This window comes from Streptomyces sp. CC228A (assembly GCF_021390935.1).
In the GTDB taxonomy this organism is placed as follows: Bacteria; Actinomycetota; Actinomycetes; order Streptomycetales; family Streptomycetaceae; genus Streptomyces.
Genome location: NZ_JAJPUI010000016.1, coordinates 1 through 26921, shown reverse-complemented (window position 1 = coordinate 26921; position 26921 = coordinate 1). Strand labels below are relative to the sequence as shown.

The following is a 26921-nucleotide window of genomic DNA, read 5'->3' as shown; positions in this document are numbered from 1 at the left end:
GCCGGATCCGTGACGCGGTGTCCTGGAGGGTGCTTGCCCCTCCCTCCTCCGTGGGTAAGGCTTACGCCGATACGGGGACACGGGGACACGGGGACAAACGAACGGGGAGGAACGAGCATGGCGCTCGACAAGGAGCTCGACTGGCTGCTCGACGACCTGACCAGTCGCGTCGCACACATACGCCATGTCCTGGTGCTGTCGAACGACGGGCTCGTCACCGCGACCAGCAGCGAACTGCCGCAGGAGGACGCGGAGCATCTGGCGGCCGTCTGCTCGGGCCTGCACAGCCTCGCCCGCGGCTCCGGCCGCCACTTCGGGGTCGGCCGTGCACGGCAGACCATGGTGGAGTTCGACGGGGCGCTGCTCTTCGTCACCGCCGCCGGCGAAGGGAGCTGCCTGGCCGTGCTCACCAGCGCCGAGGCGGACGTCGGCCAGGTCGCTTACGAGATGACCCTGCTGGTCAACCGCGTCGGCGAACACCTGGCGATCGCCGCGCGACGGCCCTTCACCCGCGGCACGCCGTAGCCGCCCGAATCGGGTTATCCACAGGCGCAGCGGCAAACGTGACTCCGCGCTACCTTCGTCACAGAGAGTAAGGGACTTGACGGGGGAGGGCCGGAATGACGGTCGCAGACACCATGGACACCCTGGCGCCGACGCGCGCCGCCCAGGAACTGACGCTGCGGAGGAACGAGTTCGCGCTGGCCGTCCACCTCGGGTTGGTGCGGGCCCTGCCCGCCGCTCCCGGCGAGCGCCGGCGGATCCCCCGCGCGGAGGTGCAACGGCTGCGCGCCGAGCCGGACTTCCCGGACGGACTGCATGAACGCGTACAGACGGTCGGCACCGCCCAGGCCGCCGACCTCGCGGGCATCACGGCGGACCGCTTCGTCAAACTCGCCCGCACCGGCCACTTCACGCCCATCGGCCACTACGTCAACCGCTACCGCGCGGTCGTCTGGCTCTACCTCGCGGACGACGTCCGCGCCGCCGCCGCCCGCCACCGGCCGCTCCTCGACGGCCGGCTGCCGCACGCGCTGCGGGCCCGCCTGCGCGACGGCGCCGACGACCGGCCGCGCTCCTGGCGGACCCGCCGGCTGGGCCTCCTCCTCGGCGAGAGCAGCGACCCCTGGAGGCGGTCCGCCGTACTCGCGTCCTTCCTCGCCCCGGCCCTGCTGGCCGAGGAGGTGACGGACCCGTACGAGCGGGCCCACCTCGACCGGCTCCGCCCCGTGCCGCTGCACGGCCGCGTCGAGCCGCCGACCATCCGGGAGGCGGCCGACCGTCTGCTCCACGCCTCCGGGCCGGACGAGATCCGCCACTTCAGGACGCTCCTGCGCGAGGAGCTGAGGGACGCGCGCGCAGCCGCCCCGGCTCCCCGTCCCCCCGCCGGCCTGCCGCAGGCGCCCCCGGTCCCCCTCCGCCGGTCGGCCCGGCCCGGCCGCGCCCGGGCTGCTCACGCGGCTGCGCCTCTCGCCCCGGCTGCTCCTGCGCACCCGCGCCCGCGCTCTCGGCGCCCGCCGGAGCACCACGTGACAGGACGCAGGCAGCCCCCGCTAGACGGCGCCCCGGGGAACGACGGCGGCCAGCACGGCGGGCAGCGGATACCAGTCGGCGGACACGACACTGGAGTGCCGGCCCGCCAGCAGCTCCACCCTCTCGCGCGCCTCCGCCTCCGTCGGGCGGGTGCCGTCGATCGCCGGTGCCACCCGGTGCGCGTCGGTCGTGACGACGAGGTAGTTGCGCCGCGCGTACCAGGCGGTGTCGATGGTGCCGCCCGCGAAGACGGAGGCGTCCCCGTCGAACACGACGAACCACGGCCGCAGCCCGGCGTCCCCGTACCGCTCGCGCGGATCGCCCGCCTGGGCTCCGTGGACGGCGGGGAAGGCGGTCGCCTCCCGCAGCCTCCCCTGAGCGGCCAGGGCCCGCAGGTGCTCGGCGTACTCGCGGTCCGTCCACAGGGTGTCCGCGGGGTTGCCCTCCTCCACCGTGCCCGGGATGAGCTCGACGACGAACTTGCCGGCCATCGCGGAGCGGGACGGCCAACCGTCCGCGCGTACCGCCGTGTCCAGGTCCGCGTGCCCCCGCACAAGGTCGGCGGGCCGGAACAGGGCCTCTCCCAGCCGCTCGGCCAGCAGCGCGTCCAGTGCGGCGGGTCCGCGCCCGTGCCGGCCCTGGAATCCGTCCTTCAGCTCGATCTTCAGCAGCACGGGGCGGTGGCCGGGGTGGGCGTCGTGCCATGCCCGGATGTCGGCGAGGCACCCGCCGAGGTCCTGGTTGCGGGGCTTGCTGCGGAGCTCGCCGGCGTGTGAGGCGTTCTCGCAGTTGTTGTCATTGCCGAAGGGGTTGTCATGAGAGACCCGCCAGGACCGGCCGAAGGCGTTGGTCCACACGTCCAGCTCCAGCATTCCGGCGCCGGAGTCCAGGGCGTCGGCGAAGTACCGGAACTTGTCCTTCTCGTAGGCGTTGTGGACACCGACCCACGTCGACGCCGCATACGACGACTGCCCGGCATCCACGGCACCGGCCGGCGCCGGCCCCAGCACCAGGACCCCGGCCGTCATGGCGGCGGTGGTGGCGCAGACAGCACGCGTCAGCGTTCTCATCAGATCCCCTGCTTTCCGTCAGCTGGTGCGAAAACGACGGCAGAGTAGGGGAGTTGGGTGAAGGAAGGGAGACCTGCGACGTACCGCTCGACGACGCACCGGCTGCGGAAGGAGGCGAGTGCTGCGGTACCGGTTGGCGGCGCATCTCCGGTGCACGCGAGGGGCGGCAGGCCGCCGCCCGGGCGGGGGCAGGCGGCGGTGCCGTCCGGCGCACGCCGCACCGGTGCGGTTCCACGCTGCGACAGTGCCGCCCTGCCGCGAGGAGGGTCCGCGCTTGTGCACGGACCGCGGCGCCGCGTCCCGGCGCACCGGACAGAGTGCGGTGCCGCCTGCGGCAGCTGCGCTCTGCCGGCGGCAGGCCCCGCCCGGGCGGGCCACGTGGCAGTGGCGTCCGACACGGCCAGCAGGGTCCACGCCGCGACAGGTGCGCTCTGCTGGTGCGGCAGGCCCGCCGCCCCGCACCGGGCACGCGGCACCGCGCCCCGGCACACCGGAGGGGATCCCTGCCGTGCCGGCCGGCGCGTGGTGCGGCAGGCCCGCCCCGCACCGGGCACGCGGCACCGCGCCCCGGCACACCGGAGTGGATCCCTGCCGTGCCGGCTGGCGCGGGCCGGGCCTCCCCGAGCGGAACGGCGGGAACCGCCGCGCAAGCCGGAGCGGCACCATGCTGCGCGCCGGCGAGGGGCGGCCGGAGTCCCCCGCGCCGACGGGGCAGCGGCGCGAGCCGTCGCCTGCCCCGGTCGAGAGGCGGTGGGGACGACAAGTCACGCGGACGAACGGCCGGGCACGGGCACGGCGCAGCCCGGGGTGCGCCCGACCGGAGACCCGGGCAGCATGGGCGCATGCTGCTCGCTCGACTCGCCGACGTGTCCCAGGAAGTGGCCGCCGCCTCCGCGCGATCGCGCAAGACCGCTGTCCTGGCCGCCCTGTTCGCGGCGACCGACCCCGCAGAGGCCCCCCTGGTCATCGCCTACCTGGCCGGCCGGCTCCCGCAGGGCCGGATCGGCGTCGGGTGGAGCACCCTCAAGCAGGACGTTCCGCCCGCGGACCACGCCACGCTCACCGTCGCCGACACCGACGCGGCCCTGACAGCCGTCGCCCTCGCGACCGGGCCCGGCTCCCGGGCGGAGCGGCAGGGAATCCTGCGGGGCCTCATGGCGGCTGCCACCGCAGCCGAACAGCGGTTCCTCGTGAGGCTCCTCACCGGTGAAGTCCGGCAGGGCGCGCTCGACGCGGTCGCCCTCGAAGGCGTCGCCGCGGCCGCGGGCGTGCCCGCGGCCGACGTGCGCCGCGCCGTCATGCTCGACGGGTCCCTGCCGCGGGTCGCTCAGGCGCTCCTGAGCGAGGGCCCCGCGGCGGTGGAGCGGTTTCGGCTGCGCGTCGGCACCCCTGTGCAGCCGATGCTCGCCCACACCGCCAAGAGCGTCGCCGAAGCGCTCGCCGCCGTCGGGCCCTGCGCCGTGGAGGAGAAGCTCGACGGCATCCGGATCCAGGTTCACCGGAGCGGCGACGACATCCGGATCTACACACGTTCCCTCGACGAGATCACCGACCGCCTCCCCGAAGTCGACGCGGCGACCCGCGGGCTGCCCGGGGACGACTTCATCCTGGACGGCGAGGTCATCGCCCTGGACCCGGCGGGGCGGCCGCTGCCGTTCCAGGAGATCGCCTCCCGGGTCGGTTCCCGGGTGGACGTGGCGGCGGCCGCCGCCACACGGCCCGTGTCACCCGTCTTCTTCGACGTGCTGGCCTCCGGCGGCGCCGTGCTGCTCGACCTGCCGGGCCACGAGCGGCACACCGCGCTCAGCCGACTCGTGCCGGAGCCGATGAGGGTACACCGCACCGTCGTCACCGACCCGGCAGAACCCGGGCAGCGGGCGCAGGCGGAGGCGTTCCTCGCCGGCACCCTGCACCGCGGCCACGAGGGCGTCCTCGTCAAAGCACTCGACGCCCCCTACACCGCCGGCCGCCGCGGAAGGTCGTGGCTCAAGGTCAAACCGGTGCACACCCTGGACCTCGTCGTGCTGGCCGCCGAATGGGGCCACGGGCGCCGCACCGGTCTCCTCTCCAACCTCCACCTGGGAGCCCGGGCGGCCGACGGCACGTTCGTGATGCTCGGCAAGACCTTCAAGGGCCTCACCGACGACATGCTCCGCTGGCAGACCGACCGCCTGCGGGAACTCGCCGTCACGGACGACGGCAGCACCGTCCGGGTGCGCCCCGAACTCGTCGTCGAGATCGCGTACGACGGCCTCCAGCGGTCCCCGCGCTACCCGGCCGGGGTCACCCTCCGCTTCGCCCGCGTCCTCCGCCACCGCCCGGACAAGCCCGCCGCACAGGCGGACACCGTCGACCGGGTCCTGGCGGGCGGCTCCCCTCAGTCCCGCATCGTGTAGCGGTGCCGCGCCCACAGCGGCAGCACGAACCAGCTGAGCAGATACCACGCCGTGACCCCCGCCACCAGCCACGGCACATACGGGTCGTGCGTCGCCACACGCAGCACCAGCAGCAGGGCCGAGACCATCGTCAGCAGCAGGAGCAGCAGACCGATGAACGTCAGGCGGGACGCCCACTCGACCGTCTGCGGCTTGATCCGCCGCCCCGAGACGATGCGGTGGAACGCCACGGGCCCGATCAGTGCCCCGGAGGCGGTCGCCGCGAGGACGACCGTCGTGACGTACAGGACCCGGTCGGCACGGGAGAGATCCGTGAACCGCGAGGTGAAGACCACGGTCAGCAGGAAGCCGAAGAGGATCTGCACACCCGTCTGAGCGACACGGATCTCCTGCAGCAGCTCACCCCACCGCCGGTCCGCACGCTCCTCGGGGGTCTCGTGCCGTCCCCGAATCGTTCCGTCCCCGTCCGGCATGGCGGCCTCCCGCAGTCCTTCCGCGTCCTTCGCATCCCTCCGCGCTCCCCACGGCCCGTCCGCACCGCCGCCGGCCGGGGCAAGAAGCCGGCACGGCGGCGATACGGCAGCAGGAGGAAGCTCCCGGGTGTCGCACCGGCGGTGCGCCCTCACCCGGGACCGGCGCCTCATGCTCGTACCGCGCACCTGTGAGGAGCCCGTACGAGGACGAGGAAGGCGGTCGGAGCGGTATGCCCCGCGCGGCGATCTTCGATGTGGACGGAACGCTCGTCGACACCAACCACCTCCATGTCACCACCTGGTGGGAGGCCTTCCGGCAGGCCGGCCACGACGTGCCCATGCACGCCGTCCACCGGGCCGTCGGCCTCGGCTCCGAGGATCTGATCGAACACCTCCTGGATCCGGGGCGGGACCGCGCGGGCGACTCCGCCCTGAGCGCCGCGCACACCACCCTGTACGGAACGTTCTTCGACCGCCTCCCGGCCTTCCGCGACGCGGGCCGCCTGCTGAGGACCCTGGCGGACCGGGGCTGGGCGGTCGTGCTCGCCACCTCCGCCGGGGGAGCGGAGCTGTCGGCGCTGCGCCGGGCGATCGACGCGGACGACGCGATCACCGGCACGGCCGGCGCCGACGATGTGGAGCACGGCAAGCCCGCACCCGACCCCGTCCGGCTCGCCCTCGACGAGGCGGGGGCGACGGCCGACAGCGCCGTCTTCGTCGGCGACACTGTCTGGGACATGAAGGCCGGTACCCGCGCCGGGGTCACCTGCGTGGGCCTCCTGTGCGGGGGCATCCCCGGGCGGACCTCACCGCCGCGGGAGCCCGAGCCGTGTACGCCGACCCCGCGGACCTCCTCGCCCGGCTGGACGACAGCCCGTTCGGCACGGCCGGCGGCGCCGCCGCTGAGCGGTGCTCCCGCGGCACCCCGCGCCGGTGCCGCGCCGCCGGCCCTTCCCCGTACCGCGGCGCCGGCCTTGCGCATGCTCCGGGGGTCGGCATCCGCCCGCGCTCCGGGGTCAGCCCTTGCCCAGCTCGCGCTGGAGCTCCGCCTTGTTCATCGACGAGCGGCCGTGCACGTCCCGCCGCTTCGCCTCCTCGTACAGCTCGTCGTAGGTCTGGCCGCCGGAACCGCCCGACGAGCGCCGCCCGCCCCGCTCCGAAGGCGACGGCCCCCGCTTGGAACTCTTGCTCGACGTCTTCGCCTCGCCGCTGCGGGCCCGTTCCTTGTTCACCGTACGGGCGGCGATCTCCTTGGCGCGCTTCTCGCTCTCGCCCCGCTCGACGGCGCCCTCCTTGATGTGCTCGTACTGGCGCTCGCGCTTGGAACTCGATCCTGCGGGCATGGTGTACCTCCTGTCGGCTTCCGCTGCCGTGCGGCCCCCGTGCTCCTCATCCCGTACCGGGCAGCGGCCCGCCCAAACGCGCCGGGCACCGGCAGGCTCGCCCGGCACGGTCCGCCGGAACCGCCCGGAGTGGCAGGCAGGCCGCTTCCGTGGCGCGATGGGGACGTACGTACGGCAGACCGAGGCCGTCAGAGACGTGGAGGCAACCAGACGTGGAGAACCCCATGCAAAGCGACCGCACCGCCCCCCGCCGGGACACCACGGGCCGTACCGCCCCTGAGCACCCCGCGCACTGCGACGTCACGATCCAGCTCAGCGAGTGCGGTCGGACGGACGCCGTGGCCGTCTTCGACGCGCTCGACCACGTCTTCGCGGGCTGCGAGGACGTCGCCACGGCGCCGCAGCCGGCCGCGGGACGCGAGCCGACCGTGTGGATGGCGACCTTCGACAGCTCCACACCGCGACCGGCCGCGGAGGAACCCGGCCCGCCGCCGCTGTCCAGCCCCGTCGAGGCGCTGCTCACCGGCGACCACCACGCCGTGGCGGAGGTGGAGAAAGCCATGGAGCGGCTCTTCGAGATCCGCTCCCTGCAGTCGGTGTCCGGCGAGCACGAGAAGGAGTCCCGCCTGCTCCTCGCACCCCGCTGACCTCCGACCGACCGAGCCGGCACCGCTGTGGGCACAGGCCCCGCAGTAGGGCTCCGGCACGGCCTCGCCCGGACGGCCCCGCCGCTCCGGGCGAGGCCGTGCGGCGGGCCGTCCTGCCGTGCCTCTGCCGACATCGCCGGACCAGGAGCATCCTGGAGGGGATGGGGGCGGGCGCCGACCGCACGCCCCCGCGGAGCGGAGGTGAGGACATGTCCGCCGCGGAGAAGGTCCTGCTGGTCGACGACCACGAGGACAACCTGTTCGCCCTGCACAGCGCCCTTTCACCGCTCGGCTACCCGCTGGAGTCGGCCACCAGCGGCGACGCCGCCCTCAAGGCGGTCCTGCGCGGCGGCATCGCCGTGACTGTCCTGGACGTGGTGATGCCCGGGGTCAGCGGGCTCGACGTGCTGCGCTACATGCAGCGGCTCGAACAGACGCGGCGCATCCCCGTCATCCTCGTCACCGGTATGGGCGTCGACTCCCAGCTGTCCCGTACGGCCATGCGCCTGGGGGCCGCGGACCTGCTGGTGAAGCCCATCGACCCCTGGTCGCTCTGCATCAAGGTCCGCTATCTGCACCGCTTCTCCCGGCCCGACCCGCCGGCCGCCGCCCCTGCACCCGCACCGGCCCCGGCCACCGCGGACACCCCCCGCTGAGGAAGGGCGGACACCCCCGCTGGAGAAGGGGTGGGCAATGCCGCCTGCTCAGCCGCTCCTCCGGCGGGCGTCCCGCGGCGGGGCCGGACACGCCGCGGCGCCCGCGCCGTGCCGGGTGGCAGGGGGAGGCTGCCGCCGAGGGGCACGGCGCGGGCGCCGTCGACCGGTGAGACCGCGGGTCTCAGAAGGAGAAGACGCTGGTGCCTTCCACATTGAGTTCGCACGCGTTGCCGTACGTCCGCTCGAAGTCGACGCGCCGGCCTTCCCAGACGCCCTGAGCGGTGACGACGACCGGGTCGTAGATCTTGATGCAGGCGCGCTGCTCGTCGCCGCGCAGGGCCTTGAACTCACCCTCCACGTCCCAGAGCGTCGCGCAGGCGTCCTGCGCCGCCGGGTGCGTTCCGCCCGGTGAGGGCACGCAGGTGAGCGTGACCGCCCGCAGCGGAGTCGAGTGCGTGGCGGTCTCCCCCTTCGCCACGGTCAGGACGAGGGCGCTCGGCGCGTACAGCCGGGTTTCCGCCTCCGCGGCGGGGGCGACCCCGGCCGACCCGGCGGCCTGGGCCGTCGCGACAGCCGCGGGTGTCATGGCGCCCATGGCGGCGAGGGCCGCTCCGCATACGGCGGCGCGTTTCAGCGGGGTCCACATGTGTGCCATCTCCATGTTCATAGAACTTTGTCGGAGTACCGCCCGGTCCGTACGGACTCCGGCGGGTACGGTCCACAGCCTGCCGGGCCGCGGCTGTTGACGCACATTCAGTGGAGGTTTTCGGTTTGGTCTGTTATTCAAACAGTGACGCGAAAGCAGCGGTGCCGCCTCGGCGTCCTCGTGATCGCTTGGCGCCACTCCTGGTCAGCGCTCGGTCGCTGCACGTGGTTGAACCGTGCATCATGCGCAGAACCGGTCGGTGAGTGAACTGCAACACGTCCGAAATGTGATGGCAACACGGTCGTATCGCTCCTATTCGCCCTCGCTGAGGCCATCGAGGGCGAAGTCGACCACCGACCAGGGGGTGACCGTGTCCTTCTGCACCAGGGCCACGGCGTCGCCCGACTCGGCGGGTTCGGCGTGCGCCGGTGCCGCCGCGGCGGCACCGGCCGCGGCGGTGAGCAGGGTGGCGGCGGCGAGTGCGGTGGTGCGGAACGTCATGGGGTGGCTCCTCGTGAGCGTTGCGGTCGGCCGGGTGGTGCGGGGCCGCGCGGCGCGGGCGGGTTCGTGCGGCCCTCCGCGCCGGTCGGCTCGCGGATCCGGCGCCTCGGGCCGCCGGCCCCCGCCGGCGTGCGACCCCACGCGGCTGATCAACGACGCCGCGCCGCAGAGGTGTCGTGAGCCGCCCTGCATCCCGGTGGCGGGACGCGGTGCGGGTTGTCCCGCGGCCGACTCCGGGGTGGCCCGCCACCTCGCTTCTCGGATGCCCCTTATATCCCGTTAAAGATCGAGTTGACCTGAATGGAGTAGGAGGAGTTAGATGGTCGTAAAGGGCAGATAAAGGCTTCTACAGGAGGCGGGCCCGCAATGACCACCCACCCGACCATCGAGCAACACCCTGACCTCGCCGAGATGCGCGCCCGGTTCGAGCAGGCCACCACCACTCCGCGTGCCCAGGCCGTCGAGGCCCTGGCGCTCCTCACCGGTGTGTACCTGGCCGCTTCGCCGTGGATCGCCGGATTCAGCGGGCTCACGGCGCTGGCCGTGACCAACCTGATCCTCGGCATCGCCTACGCCGCGTGCATGGGCGGCTTCGGCTCCGCGTACGAGCGGACCCACGCCATGGCCTGGTGCGCCGTGGCCATCGGCGCCTTCACCATCGTCGCGCCGTGGGTCGTCTCCGGCAACGTCGACACGACCCGCACCGTGTGGAACAACGTCATCGTCGGTGCCGTCGCCGTGCTGCTCGGCGCCGCCATGGCGGCCACGGGCGATCGCCGCGCCGGATCGGCGCGTTCCCGCGGCGGGCGCAGGAGCCGCACACCCTGACCTGGGAGGCCCGGCACGGCCGCGGGCCCCGGACGCCGCACCACCGCGTCCGGGGCCCGCGGGCCGCCCGCGCCGCCCCGCGGCGTCGCGCACCCGCCGTCACGCCACGGGCGCCCCGTGCCGCATCGGCGTCAGCTGCTCGATGTCGTACCGGGCCCGCAGCGCGGCGATCGCCGCGTGGTCCGGGGGCCCGCCCGACTCCAGGATCTCCAGCAGCTCCTCGAAGTAGCGCTCGTGGTCCGGGGGAGGGGACGCCTGGAAGAACATGGTGGCCGGCTCGCCCGTACGGTTCGCGAACGCGTGAGGACAGCCCGGAGGCACCACGATCACCGTGCCCCGCGTCGCCCGCACCGTCCGCAGCCCCGACGGCGACTCCCAGTCGCGCCAGTCGTCCCGCGTCCGCACGCGCGGCTCGAAGGCCAGCACCTCCAACTCGCCGTCCAGCACGTAGAAGAGCTCTTCGCTCCGGGTGTGCACGTGCGCCCCGACGTCGAACCCCGGCGGCACCACCACCTCGAAGCTGGACGCCGCACGCGCGTGCTCACCGGTGACCTTGAACGTCACCTGGTGCGCGGGCGCCTTCAACGTCCGTCCGTGCCCCGTCGGCACCAGCAGCCCCTCCGAGGCGTGCGCCGTCACGACCACACCACCGGCATCGACTCCGGACCCCGGATCAGTGCGCCCTTGCGGAACCGCACCTCCTCCGCCGGCACCGCCAGCCGGATCCCCGGGAAGCGCTCCGCGAGGGCGTCGACGAGCAGCTCCGACTCCAGCCGCGCGAGCATCGCCCCGACGCAGAAGTGCGGCCCGTACCCGAACGCCACGTGTGGGTTGGGCGACCGGTCGAAGTCGATCCGGTCCGGGTGCGGGAAGACGTCCGGGTCCCGGTTGGCCGCGAGGTACGACACGTACACCGCCTCGCCCGCCCGGATCCGGGCCCCCGCGACCGTGACGTCCTCCAGGGCGATCCGGGAGAGGCCGACGGCGCTGCGGTGCGGGATGTAGCGCAGCAGCTCCTCGATGGCCCGGGGCCGCACCGCGGGGTCCTCCCGCAGCCGGTCCATGAGGTCGGGCCGGTTCAGCAGGATGAAGAGCATGTTCCCCGTGTTGTTGGTGACCGCCTCACCGCCGATCTGGATCAGCAGCGCGAGCCCCACCGACTCCGACGGGGTGAGTTCCCCTGCCGCGACGGCCGTGGACAGCAGGCCGACGACAGTCTCCGCGTCGTCGCCGCCGTCCCCCCGCTCCCCGCGCATCAGCTCCGCGAAGTAGCCGCACATCTCCTCCTTCGCCCGCTGGCTGCGCTCGGCGCCCTGCGCGGACGACAGGATCAGGTTGGTCCACTCGTGCATCCGCGGCCGGTCGGCGGCGGGCACGCCCATCAACTCGCACACCACGGCCAGCGGGAACGGCCCGAGCAGCCGCTCCGTGAGATCGGCGGGCGGCCCGTCCCGCAGCACCCCCTCCACCAGCTCGTCGAGCATCTCCCGGGCGCGGTCCCTGAGCCGCTCCACACCGCGCGTCGTGAACGCGGGAGCGACCGCGCGGCGCAGCCGCGTGTGGTCGGGCGGATCCTCGAACCCCACCGCGCCGTCGACCGGGATGAAGTGCGGCGCCAGCCGCGTCACGTCGTGGTCCGCGACCAGCTTCCGGCTGAACCGCGGATCGTTGGTCACCATCCGCACGTCGTCGTACCGGGTCAGCAGCCACGCCCAGCCGGAGCCGTTGGGCAGCTTGATCCGGGTCACCGGCCCTTCCCGCATCAGCCGGTCCAGCACGGGGTCGAACTCGACCCCGTGCAGGTCCAGTGCGGGCCAGTGCCGTACGGGCGGCAGCACCGGGGCGGTCTGCGTCGCCGTCTCATCCCACACGATGCGATCCCTCCGTCAGCGGCGAGTCCCCGGTCAGGGCCACCGTGGCCGCCTCCGAGAGGGCGACCCGTTCGGGCACGCCCCGCCCGGCTGCCGCCGTCTGCGCGGTGCCCGCCCCCGACGTGGTCCACCGGCCGAGCGACATCTCCGCGGTGATGCCCGGCCCGAAGCCGGCGAGCAGCCCGCGTGCGGAGTCCCGCGTGCCGCCCTCGTCGAAGAGCCGCCGCAGCGCGTCCAGGACGACGGCGCTCGCGATGTTGCCGTACTCGGTCAGCGTCGCCCGGCTGAACCGGAACGCCTCCGGGGGCACCCCGAGGAACTTGCTCAGGTCGTCGAGGATGCGCGGGCCGCCCGCGTGGATGATGTAGAAGTCCAGGTCGGAGGCGTCCCAGCCGTGCCGGCCCGCCAGTTCCTTGAGCGCCGGGGCCAGCGGCTCCATCGTGCCGGGGACCCGCTTGTCCAGCTTGAAGTGGAACCCGGTCGACCTCACGTCGTACGCGATCCAGTCGACCGTCTCCGGCACCAGGTACGAGCCGTTGCGCTCCAGCGCCACGCCCGTACCGCCCTTGCCGCGCATCACCGCCGCGGCCAGGCCGTCGCCGAACAGCCCGTTCGACAGGAGGTTGCCGACGCCCAGGTCCGCGGGCTGGTAGCACAGCGAGCAGAACTCGCAGGCCACGATCAGCGCGTTGGCGTCCGGGTAGGCGGTGCAGAAGTCGTGCGCCCGGTTGATCGCCGCGCCGCCCGCGGCGCAGCCGAGCTGGGCGATCGGCACCTGCCGGGTGTCACTGCGGAAACCCATGGTGTTGATCAGCCACGCCGTGAGCGACGGCATCATGAAGCCGGTGCACGACACGTAGATGATCACGTCGATGTCGGCCGGGCGCAGCTCCGCGTCGTCGAGCGCCCGGCGTATGACCGCCGGCACCCGGGCCTTCGCCTCGGCTTCGTAGACGGCGTTGCGCTCCTCGAAGCCGGGGTGCTTCAGGGTCTCCTCGATGGGACGCAGGAGGTGCCGCTTGCGTACGCCGGTGTTCTCCATCAGGCGGAGGGCGAGCGGAAGCTGGGGGTGGTCCGCGTGGATGGTCCGCGCCAGGTCGAGCGTCTCCTCCATGGTGATCACATGCTCGGGGACGGACACCGCGGGTCTGCACAACGTGGCCATGACGTCGAGCCCTTTCGTCGCGTGTTGCTCGCGTTCACTCAAAGGATCGGTGAGCTGTCGCCACGGCGCGCGTCGAGGCGACTTCGCGCCGTCACCGTCCGTCCCCGTACGGACGGGCCCGGCCGCGGGCCCGCCCTGGCCACCGGCGCCGGAGGGCCGTCGAAGCCTGCTCCGCGGCCCTCACCCGTACGGCCCCGCCCGCACCTCCGCCGGACGGCTCGCCGCGCACCGCGGCGTCACCGGATGCGCACCCGCAGCGACCGACGCACGATGGACCAATGCGCCACCACCTACGGATAGTTCACGGTTCACCCACCGCCGCGGAACTCGCCGCCGTCACCGCCGTGCTGAGCGCGGTGGCCTTCGGGACGGTCGCCGGCGCGGACGGGCACCACAGGCACCACCGGGCGCACCGGCCCGACTGGCACCGCGCCTGGCGCCCCCACCCTGTGCCGCACTCCTGGTGCACCGGCGGCCACACACCGCCGCCCCACCGCCCCTGAGCGACCACCGTCGCGGCGCGCCTCACCGGCCGGGCGAGCCGGTCGCCCGCCGCCCGGCGCGGCGCCGGGGCCCCGGACCTCGACACGTACGAGTGCAGGCCAGCGGGCAGACCGCATCCGGCCCGCTCAGGGCGGGTCCCCGGCGCGTACGGCCTGCGACGCGGCCGTGAGCGGCCGTACCCCAGAGCGGCGGGCAGGGCTGGTAGGGCGGGGGAGTGAGGGGAAGGCCGGTCCCCCGAGCGCACAGCACCGGAGAGCGCGCAGGAGTACGGGGCCCGGGCGCACCGCCCGGGAGAGTGCCGACGCGTACGGGACGCCGGGTGCACGCCCCGGGAGAGTGCCGACGCGTACGGCACGCCGGGCGCACGCCCCGCCCGCCCGGAGATACGGGGCAGTACGAGCCGGCAGACAGCAGCGCACCCTGCCGCCCGGCATCCGCCGGTCCGTCAGCCGGCCGGTCCCGCAGCACATCGGGCCCGCCTGGCCGTAGGCACACGCCCCCGCCACGGGACCGCTCAGCCGAACCGCTTGGCCATCGCCCGGAAGAGCCCCGGCGCCGCCCCGCGCAGCCGGGCGGGACCCGCCAGCCAGCCCGGCAGGAACGCTTCCTCACGGCCCCGCACCGCCGCCCGCCACACCGCCTCCGCGACCCGGTCCACCGGCACCGGCCTCGGCCACGCCCGATGGTAGGGAGCACCCCGGTGCGAGAAGAACGGCGTGTCCACAGCACCCGGCAGGATCGTGGCGACCCGCACCCGAGTGTCGGCGAGCTCGTACCGCAGGCTGTCCGCGAAAGCCACCAGGCCGCCCTTCGTCGCCGCGTACACGGCCTCGTTCGCCACCCCGACGCACCCGGCGATCGAACCGATCAGAACCACGCGCCCCACCCCGCGCGCCACCATCCCGGGCAGCAGCAGCCGCACCAACTGCACCACCGACGTCAGATTGACCGCCACCAGCCGCTCCACGGCGGCCGCGGGCATGTCCACGAAAGGCCCCGCCCACCCGATGCCCGCCGAGGCGACCAGCACGTCGACCCGCCCCGTGCGCTCCAGGGCCTCGCCCGCCAGCCGCTCCGCGCCGCCCGGCTCACCGAGGTCAGCCACCAGCGACCCGCCCCCGGTGCGCAGCGCCACCGCGTCGAGTCGTTCCTCGCTGCGGCCGGCCAGGAGCATCCTCCAGCGCTCCACCCCGTCGGCGGCGAACCGGTCGGCCACCGCTTCCCCGATACCCGACGACGCCCCGGTCACCAGGACGACCGGCCGTTCCGGTCCCGCCATGCACACCTCCGCAGCCGCCTCCTGCCGACAGGCCCCGCGGCAGCCGCCCGGGACCTCACCCCCAGCCTCCCGGTTTCCCGCCGCAGTGCCCGCCGGCGACGGCGCCCGGTCCCCGGGAACCACCCGAACAGCCCCGCCGCCGCAGCCCGCCCCCACCGCGCATCACCGCCCCGGGGCCCGGCACCCGGGCCCGGAGGGGCGCCCGAGCGCCCGGACGATCCCCACGCAAGCGCGGCCCGCCAAAGGAACGTCAACGACCGCCCACATCCCGCCCAAGGCCGGCCAAGTGCACGTCAAGGCCGGCCAAGTGCACCCCAAGCGCCCGCCCACGGTCCTCGGCGGCGCCTGGCGTTCCGCCGTGACCACCGACCCCACCGCCTCCCGCCGGCCGGAGGGCGCCCGCGCCGACGTCCCGCCCGCAGGTGCGGACGACGTCCGCGGCCGCGCCCCGCGGCGCACCCTCCTGCGGACCGCGCTCGCCGGCGGGGCGGTCCTCGCCGGCACCCTCTCCCTCGCCACCGCGCCGACCGCGGCCGCCCCGCGCCCCGCGCCGCGCGCCCACCGGCCCCGGACCCCGGCCGACGCCCTGCGGGAGCTCGCCCGCGGCAACCACCGCTGGGCCACCCGGCACCAGAGCCACCCCCACGAGGCCACGGCCGACCGCACCCTGGCCGTCTCCGGTCAGCACCCCTTCGCCCTGGTCCTCGGCTGCGTCGACTCCCGCGTCCCGCCGGAACTGGTCTTCGACCAGGGGCTCGGCGACCTGATGACGGTCCGCTCGGCGGGCTGCGTCCTGGACGAGGCGGTCCTCGGCAGCATCGCCTTCGGCGTCCTGGAACTGGACATCCCGCTGGTCCTCGTCCTGGGCCACACCACCTGCGGCGCGGTGACAGCCGCCGTCCGCGCGGACGAGACGCACGAACCCCTCCCCGCCCACATCTCCTACCTCGCCGACCGGATTCGTCCGGCCGTCGACCGCACCCTGGCCGGTGAGGAGCGCACAGCGGCCGCCATCGACACGAACATCCGCCTGGTGCGGGCCCAGCTCGCCGCCGAGCCGGACCTGGCGGCCAGGGTGACGACCGGGCGGCTGGCGATCGCCGGAGCACGCTACGACCTGCACACGCAGCGGGTCCGCCGGCTTCCCTCCCGCGCCCCCCGCACGCACGGACCGGCGGCGGCCACGCCGCACCCCGGGTGACCGCCGCCGGGCCGGACCGCCGCCGGGCCGGACGGCCACGGACCGCCCCGGCCGGGGCCCGCCGGGCCCGGCCCCGCCGCCGCCTCGCGGCCGCAGCCGAACCCCACCGGGCGGGGCCGCCGCAGGGGTCAGCGCGCCAGCGCCTCCCGGGCGACCGCGACCGCCTGCTCCCCGTAGCCGCGGCCGAACAGCACGGCGTGCACCAGCAGCGGGAAGAGCTGGTGCAGCCCGACGCGGTCCGCCCAGCCGTCCGCGAGCGGCGCCGCCTCCCGGTAGCCGGCCAGCACCCGCTCCAGGTGCGGGCAGCCGAACAGCCGGAGCATCGCCAGGTCGGTCTCCCGGTGGCCGCCGTGCGCCGCCGGGTCGATCAGCCACACCCGCCCGTCGCCGGCCCACAGCACGTTCCCGCTCCACAGGTCGCCGTGCAGCCGCGCCGGCGGCTCCGCCGGACCGGCGAGCTCAGGCAGCCGCTCGCAGACCCGCTCCACGACGGCCGCCTCGGACGGTCGCAGCGCGCCGCCGTCCACCGCGCCGCGCAGGTACGGCGCCAGGCGGTGCTCCGCGTACCAGCCCGGCCAGTCGCCGCCCGGCACATTCCGCAGGGGGCGCGCCCGATGTACGCCTCGCGGGGGCCACCCGGCGGCGCGGCGCCGAACGCGGGCGCGCCCGCCGCGTGCAGGGCGGCGAGCTCGCGGCCGAACCGCTCCGCTGCGGCGGCGCCGGGGCGGCCGGCGGGTACGCGTTCGGTCACGAGCCAGTCCTCGTCGTGCCCGTGGACGTCCGGGACCTTCACCGCGCCGGCCTCGGCCAGCCAGCGCAGCCCGGCCGCCTCCGCCCGCACGGCACCGGGGCCGTCGCCCCGCTTCACCGCCACCGACCGGCCGTCCGCCAGCACCACCTCGGTGACCGCCCCCGACAGCGGCCGCTCAGCGGCCACCGCCGCCCCGGCGAACCGGCCCGCCGCCTCACGCGGCGAGCGGACGGGGCCGGGCGAGCGGACGGGGCCGGGGAGCGCGGACGGCCGGGGCCACCGGACCGGCCGCCGGATCCCGCCGGGCCCGGGGACAGCGGCGACCCGCTCCCGCTCATCGCGGAAGACGCTCCCGCACCCAGGCGAGCAGTCCAGGTGTCGCGGCCTCGATCATCGACAGCACCTCGTCGAAGCCCTCAGGCCCGCCGTAGTAGGGATCGGGCACGTCCAGGTCCCCGGTCGCGCCGGGCGCGAAGGACCGCAGCAGCCGCACCCGCGACGAGTCGCCGGTCAGCCGCCGCAGGGCCTTCTCGTGCCCCCGGTCCATCGCCAGCAGCAGGTCGGCCTCCAGATGGTCGTCGCCGACCTGGGCCGCGACGTGCTCCACCGGATAGCCGCGCCGCACCAGCGCCTCGCCGGCCCGCTCGTCGATGGGCTCGCCCGCATGCCAGGGGCCGGTCCCGGCACTGGTCACGCGCACCGCGTCGGCAAGGCCGGCGCGGCGCAGCTGCTCGGCGAACACGAGTGCCGCCGACGGGGAGCGGCAGATGTTCCCGGTACAGACGAAGCAGATGTGCACGGCCCCCAGCGTAAGGCCGGTGCCCCGCCGGACCGCCGGGCGGGCCCGGGTCCCACCCGGACGCCAGGCCCCCTGACGACCGGCCGACGAGCCCCCGGCCCGTACCCGGCCGCCCCGCACCCGGGCCAGGCGCGCTGCCCCGGCCACCATGCGCCCAGGCCAGGCGCGCTGCCCCGGCCACCATGCGCCCAGGCCAGGCGTGCTGCCCCTCAAGGCCCGGTCCGCCGCGCTGCCCGTCCCGTCTCCGGTCCGCCGCGCTGCCCGTCCCGTCTCCGGTCCGCCGCGCTGCCCTTCCCGTCCCCGGCCCGCCGCCCCGTCCCCGGCCCGGCGCGCTGCCCACCCGCCCGGCACGGCCCTGCCGCACCGGGCGACGGCACGGGTTGACCTTGCCCCAGGGGCAGGGGACACCCTGGCGGGCGTGCAGAACGACGACGACACCCTGCTGAGCATCGGCGCCTTCGCCCGCCGGGCACGGCTCTCGCCGAAGGCCCTGCGGCTGTACGACCGCCAGGGCCTCCTCCCGCCGGACCGGGTCGATCCGGTCACCGGCTACCGCTCCTACCGGGAGGGCCGGCTGCGCACCGCCCGGCTGATCGCCCGGCTGCGCACGCTCGACATGCCGCTCACCGTGATCGCCGATGTCCTCGCGGCGCCGGGCCCGGAGGCTGCCGACGCGGTGGCGCGCTACTGGCGGGGCGTCGAGCAGCGCGTCGCCGCCCAGCGCGCGCTCGCCGCGCACCTCTGCGGGGAACTGGCCCGCGGCCAAGGATCACGGGACGCGCACCAGATCCCCGGTACGTACGCGCCGGACCCGGCGGACGGGTCGCAGCGGCCGTACGGCGCCTTCGCGATCAAGCAGCGCGCGGTGCCCGGGCAGACGGTCCTCACCGAGCTGCGCCACGCGCAGCCGGAAGACCTGCCGGTGTGGATCCCGGCGGCCACGGCCCGGCTGGAGGAGGCGGCCCAAGCCTGCGGCGGTGTCGTCGCGGCCCCGTTCGTCGTCTACCACGGCGAGGTCAGCGAGGACAGCGACGGCCCGGTGGAGGTGTGCCTCCCCGTCGCCCCGAGCCGCGCCGCCGACGCGCCCGCCGCCGCCCGCACGGAGCCGGCCCACCAGCAGGCGTACACGACGCTCACCAGGGCGCAGGCAGGGTATCCGCAGATCCTGTCCGCCTACGACGCGGTGTACCGGTGGATCGCGGCGAACGGGCAGCGCGAGTCCGGTCCCGCCCGGGAGGTGTACTTCGGCCACTGGGCGCAGGCGGCCCCCGACGAGCAGGTCTGCGACCTCGCGGTCCCCCTCGCCGCACCCGGACGCCAGTCCCTCTGACGCCGGCCTCCGGGCTGGTCCCCGCGGCCCGTCGGCACAGCGGGAACGGCGGGGAGCACCGGCACACCGCAGGCCGGGGCCGTGCCCGCGGGTGTGTACCGACCCGCGCCCGTACCGCCGCCACCCGGCGCGTACGCGCACACGGGGACGGGGGCGCACCGGTCGCAGCCCGCGGGTGCCTAAGGGCGCTGGTCACCCGCGGCCGGAGCCGACCGGCGGTGGCTCGTGTCGCACCAGGGGAAGCGGGCACTGCGCCGGCAGGTGCACAGGGCGACGCGGAACCGGTCCGAGGACACCACGGAGCCGTCCTCCAGCTCCACCTCGACCGGCCCCTCCACCAGCAGGGGGCCGCGGCGCTGCAGGGTGATGCGGCAGGGCGCGTCAGCGCGGTCGTTCGGCACGGATCACCACCAGTTCCTCGTCGTCCTGGGCTTGCGCCAGCAGGCCCTGCCTGCGCAGCCAGTCGCGCCGCCCGCGCAGGACGGGCCCGAAGGGCACCCTTCGGTGCTCCACCACGGCGGCGTCCAGCCCCGCCGCGCCCAGGTGCTCCAGGGTGCGCCCGGCTCCGCTCAGCGCCGAGTGCACCAGCAGCAGCGTGCCGCCGGGGCGGAGCAGCTGGGGGGCGTCGCGGCAGATGCGGTCGAGGAGCATCCGGCCGTCGAGGCCGGCGTCCCACGCCCGCGCGGCGCCGCGCGGGCCCCACGCGCGGCCCGGCGCGGGCACGTACGGGGGATTGGACACGATCACGTCGAACGTCTCGCCGGCGACGGGCGCGCACAGGTCGCCGCGGACCGCGCGGACCCGGAGCCCGGCCCGCCACGCGTTGAGCCGCGTGGTGTGCACGGCGCGCCACGACACGTCCACGGCCGTCACCCGGGCGCCGCGCCGCGCCGCGTCGAGGGCCAGCGCACCCGAGCCGGTCCCGATGTCGAGCACCCGCTCCCCGGCGCGGATCGGCACGGCGTCCAGCACGCCCGCCAGCAGGGCCGTGTCCTCCTGCGGGGCGTAGACGCCCGGTGGTACCAGTAGCTTCACGGGCAACCGGGTACCCCCGATCGGCGGAAACCCAACAAGGCCCGCGTGCGCGCCACCCGCACCCCGGCCCTGCGCGGTGCCGTGAGCCCCGCCTGCCGCGAGGCCGACACAGGCCACCGGGGGACACGTCCGCGGCCCCCACCGCCTCCCCGCCCAGGCAGCACGACCAGCCGGCCCCCTCCAGGACGTCCGCGCAGCACCGGGGCACACGGGGCGGGTGGTCCGGCGTGACAGATGCTGCTGGCACGTCCCCGCACGCCCGCGCTCCGCGGCTGGTGCGGTACGCCTCCGCGACGGCGGGACGTCCGCGCACGCCCCGGGCCGACGGGCGGCGACCTGCGAGGACCGCGCCCCGCCCCGGGCCCCGGCGACGCTCCCGCCCCGACCGGGGCGGGCCGCCACCAGAGGCTGCCACCCGCCGTCGGGACGGCGCTGACCTCGGGCGACGCTCCCTAGCCACTCTCCCGCCCGACGGCCCTCAGCGCACACCCCGCCCGACGGCCCTCGAAAGCCCCTCAGCCGACGGCCGTCCACTCGGGGCGCGCCCCGCCCTCCGCCCCGTACAGCGACGACCGCCCGTCCTTCCAGCACCGCAGCAGGTGATCCGCCAGCCGGTCCTCCAGATGCCCGGTCACGTCGATGCCGAAGACGACGTCGCCGGCGAGGTGCGGCTCCTCCGCCAGCAGACCCCCGATCACCTCCCGGCGCACCACCTGCTCGTGCACCGCGTCGGCTTCGACGTGCTCGTCGTAGAAGAAGCGGGCCGCCGGGCCCGCCCCCGCCCGCTGCATCGCCTCCGCCAGCCTCCGGGACGCCGGGGACGAGGTCACCTCGACGGCCGCGAAGTGGCCCACGAGAGCCCCGCGCAGCGCCCGGTGCAGACCGAGGAGGGACATGAGGTTGACCACGGCGAGCATCTCGGCGCAGCCCGCGTCCAGCCAGCGGCCGTAGCGGGCGTCCACCCCCAGGTCCTCCATGAGGTCGGCGAAGAGGCGCGCATGCACACGCTCGGCGCGGCCCCCGCCGTACTCGTCGAACTCCACGGCGGCCATCCCCGCCTTCGCCCGGCCCCACAGCCGCGGCAGCACCCACGCGTGCGGATCGGCCTCCTTGAGGTGGTAGAGCGACCGGTGCACCGCATACTCCCGCAGGTGCCACAGGCGCCCCTCGTCCCGCAGGAAGTGCGAGACGCCGCTGCCGTCCGCCGGCTCGTGGAGGATGTCCCGGACGGCGTCGTCCACCGTCCCGTGCACCGGCGTGTCGGCCCGCAGCGCGTCGAGGAACCGCCCCTCCAGCAAGGACCGCACGGAGAGGAGCGCCGGATCCCACTCGCGTTCCGGGTCGACGCCGGCGAACCCTCGGTAGTGCAGCTCGTAGCACACGTACAGGGCGAGCTGGAGATCGTCGCCGTAGGGATCCGCCGCCCGGGCATCCGCCTCCGCGGGCAGGCCGCCCTCGCCGGCCAGGTACGCCCGTACGGCTCCGGAGACCGGCCCGCGGCCGGTCGGCAGCGCGGGCCCGTGCATGTCGTGGGTCATGGCAGCCGGGTACCGCCCGGCCCGAGCCGTACACCACCCCCTTCCGGCCAGGGCCCCGCCGGCCGGCGGACGCGGTCCCCGTACGGGGTACGAAGCCGCCGGACGGCCGCCCGCCGGGTCGCGCGGCCGTACCGGCGGCCGTAGACAGGGCGGAGGCCCCCACCGACCGCCACGACCAGGACCAGTGATGATCAAGACCTTCCCCGCGTCCGGTACCGGGAGTCCCCGGCAGCTCGCCGACGCCAAGCGGGCCCGCACCGCGCCGGGCGGTGCGCCCGTGCGGGTGTCCGTCGTCGTCCCGGCCCGCAACTGCGCCTCCACCATCGAGGGCGTGGTGGCGCCGGTCGTCGACGACCTCGTGGCTGCGGGAGCGGTCGACGAGGTGCTGGTCGTCGACCACGACTCCGCCGACGGCACCGCCGAGCGCGCCGCCAGGGCGGGGGCGCGCGTGGTCGGCTTCTCGTCGGCCGGACCGGTCGCCGACATCCCCGACTCCGGCAAGGGCTCCGTGATGTGGAAGGGCATCTGGGAGAGCAACGGCGACATCGTGGTCTTCATCGACGGCGACCACCTGGCATTCGACTCCGCCAAGGCGGCGGGACTCATCGGACCCCTCCTCCGGGACCCCGACCTGCTTCACGTCCGCGCCTTCTACGACCTCTACGAGGGCGGCCGCACGACGGAGGCCATGGCCCGCCCCGTGCTGTCCCTGCTCCACCCGGAGCTCGGCGGCCTCCGCCAGCCCCTCAGCGGCGAGCACGCCACCTGGCGCTCCGTCCTGGCCTCCCTCACCTTCCCCGCCGGATGGGGCACCGAGTTCGGCATCCTCGACCAGATCGCCCGCCGCCACGGAGCCGCGTCCATCGGCCAGGTCGACCTGCGCTACAAGCAGCACGTCAAGGGCGACTGGGCCCACATCTCCCTCCAGGCGTTCGAACTCCTCTACGTCGCCCTGCGCAACGAGTTCCGCGCCCAGGGCCGCGAGTTCCCCCGCCACTGGGGGGACGCCGTCCTCACACCGGGGGAGCGGCCGGGCGAGGTCGTCCGGCGCGCCGCCCGCACGCAGGAACTGCCCCCGCTCATGAGCCTCCCGGACTGGCAGGACCGCGAACGCGACCGCCTCGCCCAGACCCCCGCCTGAGCGACGCGCCGCACGGCACGGACTCCCGGCGCGGCCTGCCCTGCTCGGCTCCCCGGACAGCGGCCCTGCACGGGACGGCCGCCGCCGCGCGCGGGACAACAGCCCAGCCCGCCCGCACCACGCCTCGCACCACCCGGTACGGCACGCCTGCCCCGGCGATGGCGCGGCCTCCCGCCCTGCCCGGCACGCCTGCCCCGGCGATGGCACGACCCTCCCGCCCTGCCTGGCGCGCCTGCCCCCGGCGCACGGCCCGGGCGGCGGAACGCCCGGCCCGCGGCGTCCGGCCCCGACGGATGCCGGGCGCGCGGCGTGCCCACCCGCCCCTGCCGCCCATGCGCTCCCCGCCTCCCATGCGCTCCCCGCCTCCCTCCGCGGCCTCGGTGAGCGCGCACGCCAGGGCGGCGGCGCCGGGCGGCTGAGCCTCCCGCCGGTGTGACCGCCGGGCCGGAGCACTGGCCGACGTCCGCTCCCGACCCTGCCCCGGGCGCCACGCCGCGGCCGGTCAGGGACCCGGGCCCGTTTCGCGTCCTGACCGGTGTGAACAGGAGAGACCAGACACACGACACCGCGGACACCGGCCGAAGCCCCGCCCCGCCCCCGCCACCGCCCCTGGCCCCGGCCCCGGCGCCGAAGCCGTGACGCTGACGGCCCGTCAGACCTGGCGGGCCCTCTACGCCCGCTTCCGGCCCCACCGGCGCAGCGTCGCGTTCGGCGCGCTGCTCACCCTGGTCGGCTCGCTCAGCGGCCTGGCGCAACCCCTCGCGGCGAAGGAGCTGGTGCACCGGCTCGGCGGCGACGAGCCGGTGACCGACGTCCTGCTGCTGCTCACCGCCCTCGTCGTCCTCGGCACCGCGGTGTCCGCGGCCGGCGGCTACGTCCTGGAGCGCACGGCGGAGTCCGTCGTCCTGGCCGCCCGGCGCAGCCTCGTGGGGCGGATGCTGCGGCTGCGGGTGGCCGACATGGACCGCGTCCAGCCGGGCGACCTCATGTCGCGGATCACCTCGGACACCACCCTGCTGAGAGCCGTGACGACGCAGTCGGTCGTCTCGGGCACCACGGGGGCCCTCACCTTCGCCGGCGCCGTGGTGCTCATGGGCTTCCAGGACCCGGTACTGCTGGCAGTCACCCTGGGGGTGATCGTGCTGGTCGCCGCGGCGACGGCGCTCGTGATGCCGCGGATCGCCAAGGCGACGGCACGGGCCCAGGAAGCGGTCGCCACGATGTCCGCGCTCCTGGAACGGGCCTTCGGCGCGATCCGCACGGTCAAGGCCTCAGGTGCGGAGGCCCGGGAGACCGCCGCCCTGGAGGAGGCCGCTGAGGAGGCCTGGCGGCAGGGCGTGACCTCCGCGAAGTGGCAGTCCGTGGCCGGCACGTCGGTGGGGCTCGCCGTCCAGGTGTCGTTCCTGGCCGTGCTCGGCGTGGGCGGCGCGCGCGTCGCGTCGGGCGCCATCTCCGTGGCCACGCTCGTGGCCTTCCTGCTGCTCCTGTTCTACCTGATCGAACCCGTCGCGCAGCTGGTGGAGGCGGCCACGCAGTACCAGGTCGGCGCGGCGGCCGTCGCCCGCATCGTCGAAGCGGAGCGGATGGGCACGGAGGACACCGTCCCGTCGTCCGCTCGCACCGGAACCCTGCCGCACGCGGAAGGCCCGGCCTCCGTCGCCTTCGAAGGGGTGACCTTCCGCTACGACGACGGCCTGCCGTACATCCACCACGGCGTCGACTTCGCCGTCCCGGGCGGCGGCATGACGGCCTTCGTCGGCCCGTCCGGCGCGGGCAAGACGACCGTGTTCGGGCTGATCGAGCGCTTCTACGAGACGACCGGCGGCCGGGTCCTCGTCGACGGCGCCGACGTCCGCGACTGGCCCCTGGACCGGCTGCGCGCGGCCATCGGCTACGTGGAGCAGGACGCGCCGGTGCTCTCGGGCACTCTCCGCGAGAACCTGCTGTTCGCCGCACCGCACGCCACGGACCGCGAGGTGGCCGACGTGCTCCGGCGGGCCCGCCTGGAGAGCCTCGTGGAGCGCCTGCCCGACGGCCTCGACACCCTTGTGGGCCACCGGGGCACCAAGCTGTCGGGCGGCGAGCGCCAGCGGGTGGCCATCGCCCGCGCCCTGCTGCGCAAGCCGCGCCTGCTGCTGCTCGACGAGGCGACCTCGCAGCTCGACGCCGTCAACGAACTGGCCCTGCGGGACACGGTCGCGGAGGCGGCGCGCGACACGACGGTGCTGGTGGTCGCGCACCGGCTGTCGACGGTGACCCTCGCGGACCGCATCGTCGTCATGGAAGCAGGCCGCGTACGGGCCGTGGGCACGCACGCGGAACTGGCGGCATCGGACGCCCTCTACGGGGAGCTCGCGGCCACGCAGTTCCTGGTCCCGAGGGAAGAGGCACACGCGGAGGCCGTCACCTGAACCGGACGCACCTCCACCACCGCAGCAGCGGTACCGGCCTTCGCCCCTCGCCGGCGGCGACCGCTGCCCGCCGGGACGCTCCCGCGGGGCAGCGGGAGCGGTAGCCGGTGCCGCGCCGGGCCGACCGGGGCGGAAGGCTCACCCGGGCGTCCGTCACCGGGGCCGGTGCCGGAAGGCTCACCCGGCGTCCGTCACCGGGGCCGGTTCCGGAAGGACCACCTCCCAGGTGTCCACCGCGTAGTCGGTCCGCATGCCGTGCGCCTCGTAGAGCCGCAGCGCACCCGTCTCGTTGAGCGTGTCCACCCCGAGGCCGATGCTGTCGCGCCCCTTGGCGGCGTACACGGCGAAGGCGTGCCGCAGAAGGTGGCCCGCGACGCCCCGGCCCCGGCGGGCCTTGAGCACGCCGATGCTGGGGATCCAGGCCGTGCTCTGCCGGTCGTTCCTCGACAGCAGCACGGCGGCGTCCTCGCCGTCCAGCGAGGCGATCCACACCAGGGACCAGTCGATGTGCGCCGCACCGAGGTCCTCCAGCCACTGGCCGTAGGTGCGCGGCTGGTGGTCGAAGTGCTCGGTGAACGCCTCCTGCAGCAACGCGTGGGCCCGGCGCCGGTCCGCCTCGCCGGTGCAGTCCCGCAGCGCCAGGCCAGCGGGCGGCTCGGGGACGTTCCGGTCCTCCGCGGACAGCGGGCGGGTCAGTACTTCGTAGCGCCGCACCCGCCGCCAGCCGCGGCGCTCCAGCATCTCAGGGTCGGTGGTGGGGCTGGTGTTGAGGTGCAGGTGGAGCACGGCCCGGGAGGCGCCGTTGCCGTGCGCCATGGCGAGCGCACGGCCCTCGGCGAGTGCCAGGAGCCGCTCGCCGGCGGCGCCGCAGCCGGGCAGCGCGTAGTGGTCCGCGTCGATCCGCTCACCACCGGACTCGTCCCACACCAGGGCATAGGCGACCAGGCGGTCGCCCTGGAAGGCCAGCCACGAGTCCTCCGCGAGATCCACTTCCGGATGCGCGAGGTCGGTCTCCACGGTGTGCAGATCCGTGTCGGGCCGCCCGATCTCGATGGTGTCGATCTCGTTGAGCAGGTCGCAGACCGACGGCGCGTCGCCGACGGTGGCCGGCCGGACCGTGACGGGTGGTTCGGATGTCATCCGGCCACTCTCGATCCGCCGCGCACATCCCGCAAACGAATATTCGCCCCCGCCCCCGGCCCGCCGACGACGGCCCCTCGCGATGCCAGGGCACCGCAGGGGCCCGGCCGTCCGAGAAGACGACGCTCCGACACCGTCCCCAGCCGGCAGGCCCCTCGACACCCCACCACACCGCGGCCCCACCAGCCGCCCGGCGCGCGCCCCCAGCCCCTGTCCGCCCACCCCGGCCCCTGTCCGCCCACCCCGGCCCCCACCGATGATTTCCAGTCAAGGCCCTGTCGTATGGCCGGAATCGATGCCATGCTGGCCGGGCGTACCACTCCGTCTGCGGGCAGAGGGGGCGCGCACCCGGCCGCGCCCTGCGTTCCCCCGACAGGGCGCGGCCGCGCCGCCTGTTCCAGCCCTGCCGTCACTGACCGCAGGGGCGGGGACGGAGGACGGCCGTTCCGCATCCGCGCTCCGACTTGTCGCGCACCCCGAGGCCCCGCCCGGCGACCCGGGCCGGACACGTGCGCCGCCCTCCCGGCAAGGCCATGCCCCGGTCGGCCAACCGCCGTGCAGCACCCGGAAACGGTCAGGCTCCCCCGGATGGCGGTCCGCGACCTGGACCAGGCCCACTGCCACACGCCGACCCCTGCACGCGGCCCGACGCCGCAGGCCCCG

At 75.4% G+C, this 26921-nt stretch carries 24 protein-coding genes and 3 pseudogenes; 12 read left to right on the top strand and 15 right to left on the bottom strand.

Going from position 1 to position 26921, the window contains the following annotated elements; genetic code table 11:
• Nucleotides 1-117: 117 nt before the first annotated feature.
• Entirely contained in the window at nt 118-525 is a 408-nt protein-coding gene (locus L6E17_RS29330; protein ID WP_236243692.1) for a roadblock/LC7 domain-containing protein, read from the top strand.
• A 95-nt stretch (nt 526-620) separates the two neighbouring features.
• Nucleotides 621-1322: pseudogene (locus tag L6E17_RS31760) on the top strand (DUF6397 family protein); the annotation flags it as partial.
• 231 nt (nt 1323-1553) lie between these two features.
• On the opposite strand, the gene L6E17_RS29320 reads toward L6E17_RS31760, so the two are convergent.
• Nucleotides 1554-2603: a phosphatidylinositol-specific phospholipase C domain-containing protein gene (locus L6E17_RS29320; protein ID WP_236243660.1), complete on the bottom strand. Its 1050-nt coding sequence runs from the start codon at nt 2601-2603 to the stop codon at nt 1554-1556.
• Nucleotides 2604-3445: 842 nt separating this feature from the next.
• On the opposite strand from L6E17_RS29320, the gene L6E17_RS29315 reads away from it, so the two are divergent.
• Nucleotides 3446-4999, top strand: coding sequence for an ATP-dependent DNA ligase (locus L6E17_RS29315; RefSeq protein ID WP_236243659.1), 1554 nt, complete (start codon nt 3446-3448; stop codon nt 4997-4999).
• Here L6E17_RS29315 and L6E17_RS29310 read toward each other — a convergent pair.
• Nucleotides 4981-5472: a DUF6328 family protein gene (locus tag L6E17_RS29310; RefSeq protein WP_236243658.1), complete on the bottom strand. Its 492-nt coding sequence runs from the start codon at nt 5470-5472 to the stop codon at nt 4981-4983. The genes L6E17_RS29315 and L6E17_RS29310 overlap by 19 nt on opposite strands.
• A 230-nt stretch (nt 5473-5702) precedes the next feature.
• On the opposite strand from L6E17_RS29310, the pseudogene L6E17_RS29305 reads away from it, so the two are divergent.
• Nucleotides 5703-6349, top strand: a pseudogene (locus tag L6E17_RS29305) (HAD family hydrolase); the annotation flags it as partial.
• Nucleotides 6350-6488: 139 nt separating this feature from the next.
• Here L6E17_RS29305 and L6E17_RS29300 read toward each other — a convergent pair.
• Nucleotides 6489-6815: a plasmid stabilization protein gene (locus L6E17_RS29300; protein ID WP_236243657.1), complete on the bottom strand. Its 327-nt coding sequence runs from the start codon at nt 6813-6815 to the stop codon at nt 6489-6491.
• Nucleotides 6816-7039: 224 nt separating this feature from the next.
• On the opposite strand from L6E17_RS29300, the gene L6E17_RS29295 reads away from it, so the two are divergent.
• The gene (locus L6E17_RS29295) at nt 7040-7462 is read left to right on the top strand and encodes a hypothetical protein (protein WP_236243656.1); all 423 of its coding nucleotides are present in this window, start codon (nt 7040-7042) and stop codon (nt 7460-7462) included.
• Between the two features lie 209 nt (nt 7463-7671).
• Nucleotides 7672-8118 carry a response regulator gene (locus L6E17_RS29290; RefSeq protein ID WP_308315952.1) on the top strand — a complete coding sequence of 149 codons (447 nt, stop codon included), beginning with the start codon at nt 7672-7674 and terminating at the stop codon, nt 8116-8118.
• Nucleotides 8119-8299: 181 nt separating this feature from the next.
• Here the strand turns inward: L6E17_RS29290 and L6E17_RS29285 are convergent, their stop codons facing one another.
• Together L6E17_RS29285 and L6E17_RS29280 are read right to left on the bottom strand one after the other, a co-directional pair.
• Nucleotides 8300-8779 carry a subtilase-type protease inhibitor gene (locus L6E17_RS29285; RefSeq protein WP_308315951.1) on the bottom strand — a complete coding sequence of 160 codons (480 nt, stop codon included), beginning with the start codon at nt 8777-8779 and terminating at the stop codon, nt 8300-8302.
• 297 nt (nt 8780-9076) lie between these two features.
• On the bottom strand, nt 9077-9265 hold the full coding sequence (locus L6E17_RS29280) for a hypothetical protein (RefSeq protein WP_236243655.1): 189 nt from the start codon (nt 9263-9265) through the stop codon (nt 9077-9079).
• 366 nt (nt 9266-9631) lie between these two features.
• Between L6E17_RS29280 and L6E17_RS29275 the strand changes: the two genes are divergently transcribed.
• Entirely contained in the window at nt 9632-10093 is a 462-nt protein-coding gene (locus tag L6E17_RS29275; protein WP_236243654.1) for an SPW repeat protein, read from the top strand.
• Nucleotides 10094-10192: 99 nt separating this feature from the next.
• Here the strand turns inward: L6E17_RS29275 and L6E17_RS29270 are convergent, their stop codons facing one another.
• From L6E17_RS29270 to L6E17_RS29260, 3 genes are read right to left on the bottom strand one after another with little or no spacing between them, the layout of a single operon-like run.
• Nucleotides 10193-10732, bottom strand: coding sequence for a cupin domain-containing protein (locus L6E17_RS29270; RefSeq protein WP_236243653.1), 540 nt, complete (start codon nt 10730-10732; stop codon nt 10193-10195).
• Nucleotides 10729-11964, bottom strand: coding sequence for a cytochrome P450 (locus L6E17_RS29265; RefSeq protein ID WP_236243652.1), 1236 nt, complete (start codon nt 11962-11964; stop codon nt 10729-10731). The genes L6E17_RS29270 and L6E17_RS29265 overlap by 4 nt, the downstream gene beginning before the upstream one ends.
• Nucleotides 11954-13129 carry a type III polyketide synthase gene (locus L6E17_RS29260; RefSeq protein ID WP_236243651.1) on the bottom strand — a complete coding sequence of 392 codons (1176 nt, stop codon included), beginning with the start codon at nt 13127-13129 and terminating at the stop codon, nt 11954-11956. Before L6E17_RS29260 ends, L6E17_RS29265 begins: the two co-directional genes overlap by 11 nt.
• 278 nt (nt 13130-13407) lie before the next feature.
• Between L6E17_RS29260 and L6E17_RS29255 the strand changes: the two genes are divergently transcribed.
• Nucleotides 13408-13632 carry an acyl-CoA carboxylase subunit epsilon gene (locus L6E17_RS29255; RefSeq protein WP_236243650.1) on the top strand — a complete coding sequence of 75 codons (225 nt, stop codon included), beginning with the start codon at nt 13408-13410 and terminating at the stop codon, nt 13630-13632.
• Nucleotides 13633-14147: 515 nt separating this feature from the next.
• On the opposite strand, the gene L6E17_RS29250 is transcribed toward L6E17_RS29255, so the two are convergent.
• Nucleotides 14148-14912: an SDR family oxidoreductase gene (locus L6E17_RS29250; protein ID WP_236243649.1), complete on the bottom strand. Its 765-nt coding sequence runs from the start codon at nt 14910-14912 to the stop codon at nt 14148-14150.
• Between the two features lie 463 nt (nt 14913-15375).
• Here L6E17_RS29250 and L6E17_RS29245 point away from each other — a divergent pair, with 463 nt between their 5' ends.
• Nucleotides 15376-16113, top strand: coding sequence for a carbonic anhydrase (locus L6E17_RS29245; RefSeq protein WP_236243690.1), 738 nt, complete (start codon nt 15376-15378; stop codon nt 16111-16113).
• A gap of 128 nt (nt 16114-16241) precedes the next feature.
• On the opposite strand, the pseudogene L6E17_RS29240 reads toward L6E17_RS29245, so the two are convergent.
• A pseudogene (locus L6E17_RS29240) lies at nt 16242-17050 on the bottom strand (fructosamine kinase family protein).
• A 148-nt stretch (nt 17051-17198) separates the two neighbouring features.
• Nucleotides 17199-17663, bottom strand: a complete 465-nt coding sequence (locus L6E17_RS29235; RefSeq protein WP_236243648.1) for a low molecular weight protein-tyrosine-phosphatase — start codon at nt 17661-17663, stop codon at nt 17199-17201.
• Between the two features lie 418 nt (nt 17664-18081).
• Here L6E17_RS29235 and L6E17_RS29230 point away from each other — a divergent pair, with 418 nt between their 5' ends.
• Nucleotides 18082-18993, top strand: a complete 912-nt coding sequence (locus L6E17_RS29230; RefSeq protein ID WP_308315950.1) for a MerR family transcriptional regulator — start codon at nt 18082-18084, stop codon at nt 18991-18993.
• Nucleotides 18994-19172: 179 nt separating this feature from the next.
• Here the strand turns inward: L6E17_RS29230 and L6E17_RS29225 are convergent, their stop codons facing one another.
• The 3 genes from L6E17_RS29225 to L6E17_RS29215 all read right to left on the bottom strand — a co-directional run bounded on the left by L6E17_RS29225 (nt 19173) and on the right by L6E17_RS29215 (nt 21566).
• The gene (locus L6E17_RS29225; RefSeq protein WP_236243647.1) at nt 19173-19394 is read right to left on the bottom strand and encodes a CDGSH iron-sulfur domain-containing protein; all 222 of its coding nucleotides are present in this window, start codon (nt 19392-19394) and stop codon (nt 19173-19175) included.
• Complete coding sequence (locus L6E17_RS29220; protein ID WP_236243646.1) at nt 19375-20028, bottom strand: HemK2/MTQ2 family protein methyltransferase; 654 nt, start codon at nt 20026-20028, stop codon at nt 19375-19377. The genes L6E17_RS29225 and L6E17_RS29220 overlap by 20 nt, the downstream gene beginning before the upstream one ends.
• Before the next feature lie 515 nt (nt 20029-20543).
• Nucleotides 20544-21566 (bottom strand): iron-containing redox enzyme family protein, encoded by a 1023-nt coding sequence (locus tag L6E17_RS29215; RefSeq protein ID WP_236243645.1) that lies wholly within the window; start codon nt 21564-21566, stop codon nt 20544-20546.
• A 187-nt stretch (nt 21567-21753) separates the two neighbouring features.
• Here L6E17_RS29215 and L6E17_RS29210 point away from each other — a divergent pair, with 187 nt between their 5' ends.
• On the top strand, nt 21754-22707 hold the full coding sequence (locus tag L6E17_RS29210; protein WP_236243644.1) for a glycosyltransferase: 954 nt from the start codon (nt 21754-21756) through the stop codon (nt 22705-22707).
• 635 nt (nt 22708-23342) lie between these two features.
• The gene (locus L6E17_RS29205) at nt 23343-25118 is read left to right on the top strand and encodes an ABC transporter ATP-binding protein (RefSeq protein WP_236243643.1); all 1776 of its coding nucleotides are present in this window, start codon (nt 23343-23345) and stop codon (nt 25116-25118) included.
• 177 nt (nt 25119-25295) lie between these two features.
• Here L6E17_RS29205 and L6E17_RS29200 read toward each other — a convergent pair whose 3' ends face one another.
• Nucleotides 25296-26258: a GNAT family N-acetyltransferase gene (locus L6E17_RS29200; protein WP_236243642.1), complete on the bottom strand. Its 963-nt coding sequence runs from the start codon at nt 26256-26258 to the stop codon at nt 25296-25298.
• Nucleotides 26259-26921 lie beyond the last annotated feature (663 nt).